The sequence below is a fragment of the Streptomyces sp. LaBMicrA B280 genome (genome assembly GCF_049222185.1).
GTDB classification, from domain to species: domain Bacteria; phylum Actinomycetota; class Actinomycetes; order Streptomycetales; family Streptomycetaceae; genus Streptomyces; species Streptomyces murinus.
This window is the reverse complement of sequence record NZ_JBMJCT010000002.1, coordinates 86787-101796: the sequence shown is the minus strand read 5'-3', so window position 1 is coordinate 101796 and position 15010 is coordinate 86787. Positions and strand designations below refer to the sequence as shown.

The following is a 15010-nucleotide window of genomic DNA, read 5'->3' as shown; positions in this document are numbered from 1 at the left end:
GACACAGAACCGAACGGACGGCCGTGGGCCGCTGCCGTACGGTCCGTCACCCCTTCGCGCTCTCGTCCCGTCCCCGGGATCTCAGGGATTCATCTCGCGAAGGAGATCTCCGTGACCACGAAGTCCGCAGCCGCGGCGGCACGGGCCACCGTGTACGGCTACCCCCGCCAGGGGGCGAACCGGGAACTGAAGAAGGCGGTCGAGGGCTACTGGAAGGGCCGCGTCACCGCCACCGAACTGCGCGCCACCACGGCCGAGTTGCGAAGCGCCACCTGGCGCCGGCTCGCCGCGGCCGGCCTGCACGAGGTGCCGACCGGCGACTTCTCGTACTACGACCATGTCCTGGACACCACCGTCATGGTCGGCGCGATCCCCAGCAGGCACCGGGCGGCCGTCGCCGCCGATCCGCTGGACGGCTACTTCGCGATGGCCCGCGGCACCCAGGAGGTGGCGCCGCTGGAGATGACCAAGTGGTTCGACACCAACTACCACTACCTGGTGCCCGAGTTGGGTCCGGACACGGTATTCACGGCGGACTCCGCCAAGCAGGTCGCGGAGCTGACGGAGGCCCTCGCCCTCGGGCTGAGCGCCCGCCCGGTGCTGGTGGGCCCGGTGACCTATCTGCTGCTGGCCAAGCCCGCGCCCGGCGTGCCCGCGGACTTCGAGCCGCTGACCCTGCTGGACCGGCTGCTGCCGGTGTACGCCGAGATCCTCGCCGATCTGCGGGCGGCCGGCGCCGACTGGGCGCAGCTCGACGAGCCCGCCCTGGTCCAGGACCGCACCCCGGCCGAGCTGAACGCCGCCGAGCGCGCCTACCGGGACCTCGGCGCCCGCACCGACCGCCCGAAGCTGCTGGTCGCCTCCTACTTCGACCGGCTCGGCGAGGCCCTTCCGGTGCTCGCGAAGGCGCCGGTGGAGGGCCTGGCCCTGGACTTCACCGAGGCCGCCGCCCAGAACCTGGACGCGCTGGCCGCCGTCGGCGGGCTGCCCGGCAAGCGGCTGGTCGCGGGCGTGGTCAACGGCCGCAACATCTGGGTCAACGACCTGGAGAAGTCCCTGGCCACCCTCGGCACCCTGCTGGGCCTGGCCGACCGGGTGGACGTCGCGGCCTCCTGCTCCCTGCTGCACGTCCCCCTCGACGCGGCCGCCGAGCGCGACATCGACCCGCAGATCCTGCGCTGGCTCGCCTTCGCCGAGCAGAAGACGGCGGAGATCGCCACGCTCGCCAAGGGCCTCACCCTCGGCACGGACGCCATCGCCGCGGAGCTGTCCGCGAACCGGGCCGACCTCGCCTCCCGGGCCGGCTCCCCCATCACCCATGACCCGGCCGTGCGCGCCCGCGCCGCCGCCGTCACCGGGGCCGACGCCCGCCGCTCCCAGCCGTACGCCGAGCGCACCGCGGCCCAGCGGGCCCGGCTCGGGCTGCCCCTGCTGCCCACGACGACGATCGGATCGTTCCCGCAGACCGGCGAACTGCGCAGCGCGCGCGCCGACTTGAGGGCGGGCCGGATCGACACCGCCGGGTACGAGGAGCGCATCAAGGCCGAGATCCGGGAGGTGATCGGCTTCCAGGAGAAGGCCGGTCTCGACGTCCTGGTGCACGGCGAGGCCGAGCGCAACGACATGGTGCAGTACTTCGCCGAGCAGCTCACCGGCTACCTCGCCACCCAGCACGGCTGGGTCCAGTCGTACGGCACCCGGTATGTGCGGCCGCCGATCCTGGCCGGTGACATCTCCCGCCCCGGGCCGATGACGGTGCGCTGGACGTCGTACGCCCAGTCGCTCACGGACCGCCCGGTCAAGGGCATGCTCACCGGTCCGGTCACCATGCTCGCCTGGTCCTTCGTCCGCGACGACCAGCCGCTCGGGGACACCGCTCGGCAGGTGGCCCTCGCGCTGCGGGACGAGGTCGATGACCTTGAGCTGGCGGGGACTTCGGTGATCCAGGTGGACGAGCCCGCGCTGCGCGAGACGCTGCCGCTGCGCGCCGCCGACCGGCCCGGGTACCTGGACTGGGCGACCGAGGCGTTCCGGCTGAGCACCTGCGGGGTGCGCCCGGACACCCAGATCCACACGCACATGTGCTACGCCGAGTTCGGTGACATCGTGCGGGCCATCGACGATCTCGACGCCGATGTCATCAGCCTGGAGGCGGCCCGCTCCCATATGCAGGTCGCCCGCGAGCTGGCCGACCACGGTTATCCGCGCGAGGCCGGTCCCGGTGTCTACGACATCCACTCCCCGCGCGTGCCGAGCGCCGAGGAGGCGGCCGGTCTGCTGCGCACGGGGCTCGGGGCGATCCCGGCGGAGCGGCTGTGGGTCAACCCGGACTGCGGGCTGAAGACCCGCGGCTGGCCGGAGACCCGTGAGTCCCTGGAGAACCTGGTCACGGCCGCGCGCACGGTCCGCGAGGAGCTGACCGGGTCCTGATCCGCACCCGGCAGCACAGCCACCGCAGGAGCAGGAGGGGGCCCGACGGTGAGACACGAACCGCAGGACGTCGTGGTGGACGGGCGGCCCCTGGTCGCCGTGCCCGCGAAGGATCTGGAGAGCCTGCTCGCGATGCGCCGGCAACTGGGCAGTCAGACGGCCCGGATGCGCGCCCTGCGGGACACGCTCTTCGACACGGTGGAGTTCCTGGAGCAGCTGGCCGAGGTCCTGGCCGGTGAGCGGGAGCCCGCCCCGCACGAGCCGCCCGCGGAACCCGGGGCCGGGCACGCCGAACTGGTCGCGGGCATACGGCGGCGCGCCCGGGACCTCCGCGCCGTCACGGGCGCGGGGCGCGCGGCGAAGGACCGCCGGACCCGCCCCGCCCGACACACTTAGGTATACCTAAGTTCCACCCGCGACACAACATCTGGGGCTGTGCACCCCAGGCGAGTTCTAGATGTAGTGTTGAACGCGCTGGTGGTTCGCCGGGCGCAGTGGTGTCCGGCGAGGCAAGAGGGAACCCGGTGGGAATCCGGGACTGCCCCGCAGCGGTGAGCGGGAACGACCGCCGTCATACGCACTGGACCCGGTGAACGGGGCTGGGAAGCGACGGCCCGTAGGAGTCCTCACGTGGTGAGGGCGCGCCCGCGAGTCCGAAGACCTGCCACCGGCGCGTACGCCGACGGACGGCGTGCGCGCTTCGAGGCCCCGAGGGAGGGCCGCGTGGCCGCCGCAGGGACCCCGGGGTCCGGCGTGTCTTCTCCGCCGACCGCCCCGACGCCCGCCTCGCGTGCCGCCGTGCCCTCCTCCCGGTTCTCGGAGCCGGACGGGAACGAGCGAGAGGAGGCGGCGGACCGATGAGCGGTCTCGTGTATTTCTCCAGCGTCTCGGAGAACACCCGGCGCTTCGTGGAGAAGCTGGGTCTGCCCGCGACGCGCATCCCCCTGCACCCGCGCCGCACCGGCATGCCGCAGGTCACCGAGCCGTATGTGCTGATCACCCCGACGTACGGCGGCGGCGAGCGGGCGGGCGCGGTGCCCCGGCAGGTGATCGGCTTCCTGAACATCGAGGCCAACCGGGCGCTGCTGCGCGGGGTGATCTCGTCGGGCAACACCAACTTCGGCGCCGACTACTGCCTGGCCGGCCGGGTGATCTCGGCGAAGTGCCGGGTCCCGGAGCTGTACCGATTCGAATTGCTGGGCACGGACCGCGATGTCCGTGCCGTACGGGAAGGACTGCGGACGTTTTGGACACGACACTCCTCGACGGCGGGGCGGCCGGCGGCATGAGCACCCGGGAGCCGGTCGGGACGCGCAAGGACCACCACGCGCTGAACGCCATGCTGAACATGTACGACTGCGACGGGCGCATCCAGTTCGACAAGGACCGCGAGGCCGTGCGCCAGTACTTCCTCCAGCACGTCAACCCGAACACGGTGGTGTTCGCGACGCTGAAGGAGAAGATCGGCCATCTGATCGAGAACGACTACTACGAGGAGGCGGTGTTCCGGCGCCACGACTGGGAGTTCACCGAGCGGCTGTACCGGCAGGCGTACGCCCATGAGCACCGGTTCCGCACCTTCCTCGGCGCGTTCAAGTACTACACCTCGTACGCCCTGAAGACCTTCGACGGCTCCCGCTATCTGGAGCGGTACGAGGACCGGGTCGTCGCCACCGCGCTGTATCTCGGCGCCGGTGACGAGGAGTTGGCGTCCCGGCTGGTGGACGAGATGATGACGGGCCGCTTCCAGCCGGCCACCCCGACCTTCCTCAACGCGGGCAAGGCGCAGCGCGGCGAGCTGGTCTCCTGCTTCCTGCTGCGGGTGGAGGACAACCTGGAGTCCATCGGGCGCGGGGTCAACTCCGCGCTCCAGCTGTCGAAGCGGGGCGGCGGCGTGGCGCTGCTGCTGACGAACCTGCGCGAACAGGGCGCGCCGATCAAGCGGATCGAGAACCAGGCGTCCGGTGTCGTCCCGGTGATGAAGCTGCTGGAGGACTCCTTCTCGTACGCCAACCAGCTGGGCGCGCGCCAGGGCGCGGGCGCGGTGTATCTGCACGCCCATCACCCGGACATCATGCGGTTCCTGGACACCAAGCGGGAGAACGCGGACGAGAAGATCCGCATCAAGACCCTCTCGCTCGGTGTGGTCGTCCCCGACATCACCTTCGAACTCGCCAAGCGCGACGCGGACATGCACCTGTTCTCGCCGTACGACGTCGAGCGCGAGTACGGCAGGCCGCTGGCCGATCTGTCCGTCTCCGAGCACTACGACGACCTGGTCGCCAACCCGCGGGTGCGCAAGACCACGATCAGCGCACGGGAGTTCTTCAAGACGATCGCGGAGCTCCAGTTCGAGTCCGGCTATCCGTATCTGCTGTTCGAGGACACGGTGAACCGGGCCAACCCGATCCCCGGCTGGATCAACATGTCCAACCTGTGCTCGGAGATCCTCCAGGTCAACACGCCCAGCACGTACGACGCGGCGCTCGGCTACGAGACGGTCGGCCGGGACATCTCCTGCAATCTGGGCTCGCTCAACATCGCCGCCGCGATGGCCTCCCCCGACCTCGGCGCCACGGTGGAGAGCGCGGTGCGCGGCCTGACGTCCGTCTCCGACCAGTCGGACATCGACGCGGTGCCGTCCGTGGCCCGCGGCAACCGCCTCGGACACGCCATCGGGCTCGGCCAGATGAACCTGCACGGCTACCTCGCCTCCCAGCGGATCCACTACGGCGGCGAGGAGGGCGTCGACTTCACGAACATGTACTTCTACACCGTCGCCTACCACGCCCTGCGCGCCTCGAACCGGATCGCGATCGAACGCGGCACGGCCTTCGACGGGTTCGAGAATTCGGCGTACGCGGACGGCTCGTACTTCGACAAGTACACCGAGCGGGCGTGGGAACCGGCCACCGAGCGGGTGCGCGCCCTGTTCGCCGGGGCCGGGGTGCGCATCCCGACCCGGGACGACTGGCGCGAGCTGCGGCGGTCGGTGCGCGAGCACGGCATCTACAACCAGTACCTCCAGGCCGTACCGCCCACCGGATCGATCAGCTACATCAACGACTCCACCGCCTCCATCCACCCGATCGCCGCCAAGGTGGAGATCCGCAAGGAGGGCAGGCTCGGCCGGGTCTACTACCCGGCGCCGCACATGGACAACGACAACCTGGAGTACTTCCAGGACGCGTACGAGATCGGCCCCGAGAAGATCATCGACACGTACGCCGCGGCCACCCAGCATGTCGACCAGGGGCTGAGCTGCACGCTGTTCTTCCGGGACACCGCCACCACCCGCGATCTGAACAGGGCGCAGATCCACGCCTGGCGCAAGGGCGTCAAGACCCTCTACTACATCCGGCTGCGCCAAGAGGCCCTGGCCGGGACCGAGATCGAGAACTGCCTCTCCTGCACGCTCTGATCCCGCACGTTCCGATCCCGCACGCTCCGAGGAAGCCCACGATGACCACCACCCCCGCGCCCCTGACCGAACTGTCGGTCACGCCCCCGTCCTACCGGCACGACCCCGCCGCCCGGCTGCGCCCGGTCAACTGGAACCGGGTCACCGACGAGAAGGACCTGGAGGTGTGGAACCGGCTCACCGCCAACTTCTGGCTGCCCGAGAAGGTCCCGCTCTCCAACGACCTCGGTGCCTGGCGGCAGCGGCTCAGTGCCGAGGAACGCACCCTGACCATGCGGGTGTTCACCGGTCTGACCATGCTGGACACCGTGCAGGCGACCGTCGGCGAGATCGTGCAGATCCAGGACGCGCGCACCGAGCACGAGGAGGCGGTGTACACCAACATCGCCTTCATGCAGGCGGTGCACGCCCGCAGCTACTCCTCGGTGTTCTCCACCCTCGCCACCACCCCGGAGATCGACGACGCCTACCGCTGGGCGGTCGGCAACGACGTCCTCCAGCGACGCTGCAAGACGGTCCTCGCGCACTACTACGGCGACGACCCGCTCAAGCGCAAGGTGGCCTCCACCCTGCTGTCGTCCCTGCTGCTGTACGCGGGCTTCTATCTGCCGCTGCACTTCTCGACCCACGCGCTGCTCACCAACACGGCCGACATGATCCGGCTGATCCTGCGGGACAAGGCGGTGCACGGCTACTACTCCGGCTACAAGTACCAGCGCGGCCTGGAGAAGCTGACACCGGCCGGGCAGGAGGAGATGCGGGAGTTCACGCACGCCCTGCTGGAGGAGCTGTACCAGCTGGAGATGCGGTACTCGGGCGAGCTGTACGAGCCGCTGGGCCTGATGGACGACGTGGCCGTCTTCGTCCGCTACAACGCGAACAAGGCGCTGATGAACCTGGGTTACCCGGCCCGGTTCGGCGCGGCGCAGACCGAGGTCAACCCGGAGATCCTGGCGGCGCTCTCGCCGGGCGCGGACGAGAACCACGACTTCTTCTCCGGCTCCGGTTCCTCCTACGTCATGGGCAAGGCCGAGGACACCGCCGACGACGACTGGGACTTCTGAGAGATGCGCATGGACGACTCCGGCAGCACCTGTGTGCTGCTCAAGCACGGCGAGGTGTTCCTCAAGGGGCACAACCGGCACCGCTTCACCGAGCGGCTGCACGACAATCTGCGGCTCGCGCTGCGCGGCGTGGGCGGCTCGACCTGGATCAAGGTCGCGCAGAACGTCACGGTGCTGGGCGGTCAGGTCCCGCAGGAGGTCCTGGTGGAGCGGGCCCGCCGGGTGATCGGCTTCGCCTCGGTCGAACCGGCCGTACGGGTGCCCAGCACCCTGGCGGACATCACCGCGACGGCCGTGTCCGCGCTGCGGGCGCTGAACGCGGAGCGGCCGGGGCTCCGCTTCGCCGTGCGGGCCAAGCGGCGGGACAAGCAGTTCCCGCTGACCTCCTCGAAGGTGGCCGGGCACCTCGGGGCGCGGATCCTGGCGGAGGTCGAGGGGCCCCGCGTCGATCTGACCCGGCCCGACGTCGTGCTGACCGTGGAGATCGACCGCAAGGAGACCTATCTGTCCTGGGCCCGCCACCCCGGGCTGACCGGTCTGCCCGTCGGGTCCAGCGGGCGGGCCCTGGTGCTGCTCTCGGGCGGCTACGACTCCCCCGTGGCCGCCCACCGGATCATGCGCCGGGGCCTGGCCTGCGACTTCGTGCACTTCAGCGGGGCGCCCTACACGAACGCCGCCTCCGTGTACAAGGCGTACGCGCTGGCCCGGGAGCTGAACCGGTACCAGCCGCCCGGCAAGCTGCACGTCATCGCGCTGGGCAAGGCCCAGAAGCAGCTGGCGGTGGCCGGTGCGGGCCGGCTCCAGGTGGTCGCGCAGCGGCGGCTGATGGTGCGCACGGCCTGTGCGCTGGCCGACCGGATCGGGGCGCAGGCGCTGGTCACCGGCGACAGCCTGGGGCAGGTGGCGAGCCAGACGCTGGCCAATCTGGTCGCGGTGGACGAGGTGGCCGAACTGCCGGTGCTGCGGCCGCTGATCGGCCGGGAGAAGCAGGAGATCATCGACGAGGCCAGGGCCATCGGCACCGCGGACATCTCCGTGCTGCCGGACGAGGACTGCTGCTCCCTGCTCGCCCCGCCCCGGGCCAGTACCCGGGCCGGGCTGCCGCAGCTGCACGCCGTGGAGCGGCGGCTCGACCTCGACGAGGTGACGGCGGCCCTCCTGGACGGCGCCCAGGTGCTGCTGCCCGGCGAGGACACCGCCGAGGTGCCCGCGCAGTCCACCGGCTGTCCGGCTCCGGCGGCGGCGCCCGCGTAGGAGATCTGTGGGCGGCGCGCGTGAGCTGTCGGCGGTATGTCGGTGCGGGTTGCGACCTTGGGCGGGTCGGGGTGCTCGCCCTGAGCATGCCGCCGCAGAGCGCAAGGAGCCTGTCATCGTGTCTTCCGCACCCCATGCCCGGCCGTGGGACGTTCGCCGCCCGCCGTCCGCCGAGGGCCGGACCTTCCTGGTCACCGGGGGCAACGCCGGGATCGGCTACTTCACCGCGGAGCAGCTCGCGGCCACCGGCGCCGTCGTCGTACTGGGCTGCCGGGACCGCGCGAAGGCCGAGACCGCCATGGCCTCGATCCGTTCGCGCGTTCCCGGCGCCCGGGTGCGGCACCTGCGCCTCGACCTCGCCGACCTGTCGTCCCTGAAGAATGCCGTGGAGGGGCTGGATCTCGATCGGCTCGACGCGGTGGTGCACAACGCGGGGGTCGCGCTCGACGATCCGCCGCGCCGGGCGACCGCGGACGGCCATGAGCTGATGTTCGGCACCAACCACCTCGGCCACTTCGCGCTGACCCGGTGGCTGGCCCCGCTGCTGTCCGCGGCGCGGGCGGGCCGCGTCGTGACGGTGGGCAGCTTCGCCGCGCGGTCCGAGCGACTGGACCTCGGCGATCTGCAGTCGACCCGGGACTACCGGCCCAAGCGCACGTACGGCCGGTCGAAGCTGGCGCAGATGTGCTTCGGCTTCGAACTGGACCGCCGGCTGCGTGCCACCGGCAGCACGGTGCTCAGTGTGGTGGCCCACCCCGGTGGCGCGCTGGACTCCCTCACCCCGCCCCGCCCGCCGGTCCACGTCCCGGCCCCCGGCGAGCGGCTTCGCGCGCTGCCCGCCGCGCTGCTGGTGCAGGGCAAGGACGCCGGAGCGTGGCCCGTCGTCCGTGCCGTCCTCGATCCGGAGGTGGCGGGAGGGGAGCTGTGGGGGCCCCGGGTCTTCGGGCTGCGGGGCACCCCGCGCCGTGAGCCCGTCCCCTCCCACATGGCCGACCCGGCCGTCGCCGCTCAGCTGTGGGACGTCAGCGAGGAGCTGACCGGCACCGCCCGCTGGTCCGGTCCCGCGTAGGAGGCGAGGGGGCGGATCAGCGCGTTGTGGGCGAGCTGCTCGGTGATGTGGGCGGTCCAGCCGGTGATCCGGCTCATCACGAAGATCGGGGTGAAGGCCGGGATGTCGAAGCCCATCAGGTGGTAGGCGAGGCCGGCCGGGTAGTCCAGGTTCGGGTGGATGCCCTTGCGCTGGAGCATGGCGTGCCGCAGGGCGGCGTGCAGGGTGGCCAGCCGGGTGGTGTCCGGGTCGGCGGCGCGGGCCACCAGGCGGTCCAGGGCGCCCTGCATGATGGGGACCCGGGAGTCGCCCTCCTTGTAGACGCGATGGCCGAAGCCCATGATCTTCCGCTTCTCGGCGAGCGCGCGGTCCAGCCATTCCTCGGCGCGGCGCGGGTCGCCGATCTCCTCCAGCATGTGCATCACGGCCTCGTTGGCGCCGCCGTGCAGGGGGCCCTTGAGGGCGCCGATGGCGGCGGTGACCGCGCTGTAGAGGTCGGAGAGGGTGGAGGTGACGACGCGGGCGGTGAACGTCGAGGCGTTGAAGCTGTGTTCGGCGTACAGGACGAGGGAGATCTCGAAGCAGCGGACCGTCTCGGGGTCGGGCACCGTGCCGAAGCACATGTGGAAGAAGTTCTCCGCGTACCCGAGGTCCGGGTCGGGCGGGATCGGGGCGAGGCCCTTTCGGCGGCGCTGGTCGGCGGCGACCACGGTGGGCAGTTTCGCCAGCAGGGTCAGGGACTTGGCGCGGTTGGCGGCGAGGCTCCCGTCGTCCTCGGTCGGGTCCTCGGCGCCGAAGAAGCTGACGGCGGTGCGCAGTACGTCCATCGGGTGGCAGGTCTCGGGCAGCCGGGCGAGCAGTTCGGCGGTGGTGCGGTCGAGCGGGCGCAGGGCGCGCTCGCGGGCCTGGAACGCCCGCAGTTGACCGGCGTCGGGCAGCTCGCCGTACCAGAGCAGATACGCGACCTCCTCGAAGGAGCGGCGGGCGGCCAGGTCCTGGACCGGATAGCCGCGGTAGGTGAGGGAGTTGGTCTCCTGGATGACGGTGGAGATCTCGGTGGTGTCGACGACGACACCGGCGAGTCCGCGATGGATGGTCATGGGGATCGTCTCCGGTGGGTCAGGCGCCGGGCGGCAGCGTGAAGTCGTGGACGGCCGAGTCGAAGGCCGAGTAGTCGGCGTAGCCGAGGAGTTCGTACAGCCGGGAGCGGGTCTGCATGCGGGGCAGCAGGCTCTCCTGGGTGCCTTCGGCGGCCAGGGTGCGCAGCCCGTCCTCGACCGCGCCCATGGCGAGGCGGAGCAGGGTGACGGGGTAGAGCGCGATGTCGTAGCCGAGGTTCTCCAGGGTGCGCGCGTCCAGCAGGCGGGACTTGCCGAACTCGGTCATGTTGGCGAGCAGCGGCACCTCGACCGCCGCCCGGAACGCCTCGAACTCCCGCTCGTCGGCGAGGGCTTCGGGGAAGATCGCGTCGGCGCCCGCGTCCACGTACGCCTTGGCGCGGTCGATCGCCGCGTCCAGCCCCTCGATCGCGCGGGCGTCGGTGCGGGCCATCAGGAGGAAGTCCGGGTCGCGGCGGGCGTCCGCGGCGGCCCGGATCCGGCGGGTCATCTCCGCGCGCGCCACGACCGACTTGCCGTCGAGGTGGCCGCAGCGCTTGGGGTTGACCTGGTCCTCCAGATGCAGCCCGGCCAGACCCGCGTCCTCCATCAGCTGGACGGTGCGGGCGGCGTTCATCGGTTCGCCGAAGCCGGTGTCGGCGTCGATCAGGACGGGCAGGTCGGTGGCCCTGGTGGTCTGCTGGGCGCGGGCGGCGATCTCGGTGGACGTGGTCAGGCCGATGTCGGGCAGGCCCAGATCGGCGGCGAGCACGGCACCGGAGAGATAGGCGGCCTCGAAGCCGGTGTCCTGGATCAGCCGGGCGGACAGCGGGTTGAGGGCGCCCGGCATCATCAACAGCCGGTTCTCCGCGAGCCGTTGACGCAGGGCGCGGCGGCGTTCGGCGGGGGTGGTGCGGGTGTGCAGCATCAGAACAGGCCCTTCGGCAGGCGCGCGTCGTACTCCGCGACGGCCCCGGTGTCCACGGCGGGGAACAGGCCGTCCAGGTCGGGGGCGGACAGCTCGGCCAAGTGCTCGGCGGCGGCGAGGAAGCGGTCCTGGGCGGCGGGGGCGACGGCGTTCTCGGCGAGGGTACGGAACTTGCCCGTGTAGGCGGCCCGGTCGAAGGGGCGGGCACCGGCCGGGTGGGCGTCGGCGACGGCCAGTTCGTCCTCGATCACCGTACCGTCCGCCAGGGTGATCACGGCCCGCCCGCCGAACGCCCGGCGCCCGGGGTCGGGGTCGTGGTAGCGGCGGGTCCACTCCGGGTCCTCGACGGTGCTGATCTTCCGCCACAGCTCCACGGTCTCCGGGCGCCGCGCCCGCTCGGGCGCGTAGGAGCGCTCGTGGTGCCAGGCGCCGTCCTCCAGGGCGACCGCGAGGATGTACGGCACCGAGTGGTCGAGGGTCTCGCGGCTGGCCGCGGGATCGTACTTCTGCGGGTCGTTCGCGCCGGAGCCGATGACGTGGTGGGTGTGGTGGCTGGTGTGCAGCACCACCGAGCGCACCTCGTCCAGCGGCCCGGTCTTCTCGCGCAGCCGCCGGGCCAGGTCGATGATCGCCTGCGCCTGGTACTCGGCGGAGTGCTCCTTGGTGTAGGTGTCGAGGATCGCGCGGCGCGGCTCGCCCGGCTCGGGCAGCCACACGGTGTAGTCGGACCCGGGGCCGTCCAGCATCCGGGCCAGGAAGCCGTCCTCGCCCTCGTAGATCGGGGAGGGCGAGGTCTCGCCGCGCATCGCCCGGTCGACGGCCTCGATGGCGGCCTTTCCGGCGAAGGCGGGGGCGTACGCCTTCCAGCTGGAGATCTCGCCCTTGCGGGACTGCCGGGTCGAGGTGGTGGTGTGCACGGTCTGCTGGACGGCCTGGTACACCGTCTCGGTGGGCAGCCGCAGCAGCGCGCCCAGGCCGCAGGCGGTGGCCGCGCCGAGGTGGGCGACATGGTCGATGCGGTGCTCGTGCAGGCAGATGCCCTTGACCAGGGCGACATGGATCTCGTAGGCGGCGACGACGGCGCGCAGCAGGTCGGCGCCGGTGCGGCCGGTGTGCTGGGCGACGGCGAGCAGCGGCGGGATGTTGTCGCCGGGGTGGGAGTAGTCGGCCGCCAAGTAGGTGTCGTGGTAGTCGAGTTCGCGCACCGCCGTGCCGTTGGCCCAGGCCGCCCACTCGGGGCTGACCCGGTGCGGGGCGCCGAAGACGGAGGCGCCGCGGCGGGGTGCGCGGTGGGCGGCGGCCTGGGCGCGGGCGACGGCGACCGGGCGGCGCAGCAGGGAGGCGACCGCGACGGAGGCGTTGTCGATCACCCGGTTGACGGCCATGGCCGCGCTGTCCGGGGCCAGCTCCTCGGTGCCGGTGGCCACGGCGGCGAGCTTCCAGGCGAGCTGCTCCTCGCGGGGCAGGCGGTCGGCGCTGGGGTGGACACGAACGTGATGCTCGATCACGGGACTCCTCGCGGTGTCGGGGCCTGGCCGGAAGGACCTTGGCGGACATGATCGAGCCTGCCCCGCCGACGACCCCCCGGCCACCACCCCACAGTGCGGATTCCGTACAGCGCGGACCTGCGAATCTGTGAAATCTGCGAATCCTGCGAATGCTATGTTCGCAGGAGAGGCACCCAGAGTCAGGAGGTGGTGCGCATGGCCAGGCGAACGGCCGAACGGAAGGTCTACGCCCACGCCAAGCTGCGCCGGCTGCGCCGCGAGCACGGGATGAACCAGGTCGACATGGCCCGTGCGCTCGGCATCTCCACCAGCTATGCCAACCAGCTCGAACAGAGCCAGCGCCCGCTGACGGCGCCCGTGCTGCTGCGGATCGCGGAGGTCTTCGGCGTCGACACCGAGTTCTTCTCGGAGGCCGAGGGCGACCGCCTCGCGACCGAGCTGCGCTCCGCGCTCGCCGACGAGGCGTGCGGGGTGCCGCTGCCGCCCGAGGAGGAGCTCGCCGAGGCCGCCCGCGCCCATCCGGAGGTGGCGCGCGCCCTGGTGGCCCTGCACCGCCGCTACCGGGACACCGCCGAGCAGGCCGCCGCGCTGGCCACACCGGGCGCGGGCGGCGGCGCCCGGCTGCCGCCAGGCGAACCGCACGACGAGGTACGGGACTTCTTCTACGCCCACCACAACCACTTCGAGCCGCTGGACACCGAGGCCGAGCGGATCGCCGAGGACCTGGCGCTGCGCCCCGGCCGGGCCGCCGAGCCGCTGGTGGCCCGGCTCGCCGAGCGGCACGGGGTACGGGTGGTGCAGGCGGGTCCCGGCCGCCTCGCCGACGCCCGCCGCTACGACCCCGAGTCCGGGCTGCTGTTCCTCTCCCCCTGGCTCAGCGACGGCCGCCGCGCCTTCCAGCTCGCCACCCAGCTCGCCCTGCTGGAACACGGCGCGCTGCTCGGCCAACTCGCCGATCACGCGACCGAGTTGACCTCGCCCGAGTCCACCGCCCTGGCCCGCATCGGCCTCGCGAACTACTTCGCGGGCGCCCTGCTGATGCCGTACACCACCTTCCACGCGGCGGCCGAGGAGGTGCGCTACGACATCGAGTTGCTGTCCGCCCGCTTCGGCGTCGGCTTCGAGACCGTCTGCCACCGGCTGAGCACCCTCCAGCGCACCGGGCGCCGAGGCGTGCCGTTCTCCTTCCTGCGGGTGGACCGGGCCGGCAACATCTCCAAGCGGCAGTCGGCGACCGACTTCCACTTCTCCCGGCTCGGCGGCACCTGTCCGCTGTGGACGGTGTACGACGCGTTCTCGGCGCCCGGCCGGATACTCACCCAGGTCGCCGAGATGCCGGACGGCAAGCGGTACTTCTGGGTGGCGCGCACCATCACCCGGGGCGGCTTCGGGCATCACGCGCCGCGCGCCGAGTTCGCCGTCGCCCTCGGCTGCGAACTGCGCCACGCGCACCGGCTCGTCTACGCCGAGGGCATCGCCCTGGACGACCCGCGGGCCGCCACCCCGATCGGCCTGGGCTGCCGGATCTGCGAGCGCCGCGACTGCGCCCAGCGGGCCCGTCCCCCGGCCGGCGGGCACCTCGCCATCGACCCGGACCGGCGCACGTACGTGCCGTACCCGGTGGAGACCCGTACCCCATGACGACCCCGCAGGAGTGTCCCGCGTGACCAGCCGTGTCCTTCTCGTCTCCCCCGCCATGACCCCCGCACTGCGACAGGCGCGCTTCTACGACGGCGACTCCCTCGAGGACCTCGGCGCGGCGCGGGCCCGCTCGGCGGCCGGGTCGCTGCCCGCGCCGACCCGGGTGGTGCTCTCCGCGAGTGCGCGCTGCCGGGAGACGGCGCACGCCCTCGGCCTGGAGGACGGCGAGGAGGCGCCCGCGCTGCGGGGCGTGGACGTGGGCCGCTGGCGCGGTCGGGCCCTCGACGAGGTGACGGCGGCCGAGCCGGAGGCCCTCGGCCACTGGCTCACCGACCCCGAATGGGCGGGCCACGGCGGGGAGTCGGTGCGCGCGGTGTGCGCACGGGTCGGGGCCTGGCTGGACGGCGCGCGGGACGGCCGTACGGTGGCCGTGGTCGAGCCGGAGATCGTACGGGCCGCGGTCGTCGGGGTGCTGGGGCTGCCCCCGAGCGCGTTCTGGCGGCTGGACGTGGTGCCGTTGACGGCGACGGAACTCAGCGGGCGGGCCGGGCGGTGGAATCTGCGGCTCGGGGGACCCTTGGCCGCGCCGGAGGCAGGAACACGGGCACCAACGCACTGA

General features: G+C 72.1%; 12 protein-coding genes and 1 riboswitch. Of the genes, 9 read left to right on the top strand and 3 right to left on the bottom strand.

What is annotated here, in order from left to right; translation table 11 throughout:
* The first annotated feature begins 111 nt into the window (after positions 1 to 111).
* The 7 genes from metE (at position 112) to ACLF5H_RS01720 (ending at position 9238) form a co-directional block, all read left to right on the top strand.
* Positions 112 to 2430 (top strand): 5-methyltetrahydropteroyltriglutamate--homocysteine S-methyltransferase, encoded by a 2319-nt coding sequence (metE, locus tag ACLF5H_RS01750; protein WP_421674298.1) that lies wholly within the window; start codon positions 112 to 114, stop codon positions 2428 to 2430.
* A gap of 48 nt (positions 2431 to 2478) precedes the next feature.
* On the top strand, positions 2479 to 2826 hold the full coding sequence (locus ACLF5H_RS01745; protein ID WP_421674297.1) for a hypothetical protein: 348 nt from the start codon (positions 2479 to 2481) through the stop codon (positions 2824 to 2826).
* 65 nt (positions 2827 to 2891) lie between these two features.
* Positions 2892 to 3113, top strand: a riboswitch (cobalamin riboswitch).
* Between the two features lie 174 nt (positions 3114 to 3287).
* On the top strand, positions 3288 to 3719 hold the full coding sequence (gene nrdI / locus ACLF5H_RS01740; RefSeq protein WP_421674296.1) for a class Ib ribonucleoside-diphosphate reductase assembly flavoprotein NrdI: 432 nt from the start codon (positions 3288 to 3290) through the stop codon (positions 3717 to 3719).
* Positions 3716 to 5851, top strand: a complete 2136-nt coding sequence (nrdE, locus tag ACLF5H_RS01735) for a class 1b ribonucleoside-diphosphate reductase subunit alpha (RefSeq protein ID WP_421674422.1) — start codon at positions 3716 to 3718, stop codon at positions 5849 to 5851. The genes nrdI and nrdE overlap by 4 nt, the downstream gene beginning before the upstream one ends.
* A gap of 41 nt (positions 5852 to 5892) precedes the next feature.
* Positions 5893 to 6915, top strand: coding sequence for a class 1b ribonucleoside-diphosphate reductase subunit beta (gene nrdF, locus ACLF5H_RS01730; protein WP_421674295.1), 1023 nt, complete (start codon positions 5893 to 5895; stop codon positions 6913 to 6915).
* 3 nt (positions 6916 to 6918) lie between these two features.
* A complete protein-coding gene (gene thiI / locus ACLF5H_RS01725; protein WP_421674294.1) occupies positions 6919 to 8169 on the top strand; it encodes a tRNA uracil 4-sulfurtransferase ThiI in 1251 nt (416 codons plus the stop codon).
* A gap of 118 nt (positions 8170 to 8287) precedes the next feature.
* Positions 8288 to 9238 carry an SDR family NAD(P)-dependent oxidoreductase gene (locus ACLF5H_RS01720; protein WP_421674293.1) on the top strand — a complete coding sequence of 317 codons (951 nt, stop codon included), beginning with the start codon at positions 8288 to 8290 and terminating at the stop codon, positions 9236 to 9238.
* Here ACLF5H_RS01720 and ACLF5H_RS01715 read toward each other — a convergent pair.
* From ACLF5H_RS01715 to ACLF5H_RS01705, 3 genes are read right to left on the bottom strand one after another with little or no spacing between them, the layout of a single operon-like run.
* Positions 9178 to 10317: a bifunctional 2-methylcitrate synthase/citrate synthase gene (locus ACLF5H_RS01715; protein WP_421674292.1), complete on the bottom strand. Its 1140-nt coding sequence runs from the start codon at positions 10315 to 10317 to the stop codon at positions 9178 to 9180. The two genes, ACLF5H_RS01720 and ACLF5H_RS01715, sit on opposite strands and share 61 nt — an antisense overlap.
* Before the next feature lie 19 nt (positions 10318 to 10336).
* The gene (gene prpB / locus ACLF5H_RS01710) at positions 10337 to 11242 is read right to left on the bottom strand and encodes a methylisocitrate lyase (RefSeq protein WP_421674291.1); all 906 of its coding nucleotides are present in this window, start codon (positions 11240 to 11242) and stop codon (positions 10337 to 10339) included.
* On the bottom strand, positions 11242 to 12750 hold the full coding sequence (locus tag ACLF5H_RS01705; RefSeq protein WP_421674290.1) for an MmgE/PrpD family protein: 1509 nt from the start codon (positions 12748 to 12750) through the stop codon (positions 11242 to 11244). Before ACLF5H_RS01705 ends, prpB begins: the two co-directional genes overlap by 1 nt.
* A 195-nt stretch (positions 12751 to 12945) precedes the next feature.
* Here ACLF5H_RS01705 and ACLF5H_RS01700 point away from each other — a divergent pair, with 195 nt between their 5' ends.
* Together ACLF5H_RS01700 and ACLF5H_RS01695 are read left to right on the top strand one after the other, a co-directional pair.
* The gene (locus tag ACLF5H_RS01700; protein ID WP_421674289.1) at positions 12946 to 14391 is read left to right on the top strand and encodes a short-chain fatty acyl-CoA regulator family protein; all 1446 of its coding nucleotides are present in this window, start codon (positions 12946 to 12948) and stop codon (positions 14389 to 14391) included.
* Between the two features lie 22 nt (positions 14392 to 14413).
* Positions 14414 to 15010, top strand: coding sequence for a histidine phosphatase family protein (locus tag ACLF5H_RS01695; protein ID WP_421674288.1), 597 nt, complete (start codon positions 14414 to 14416; stop codon positions 15008 to 15010).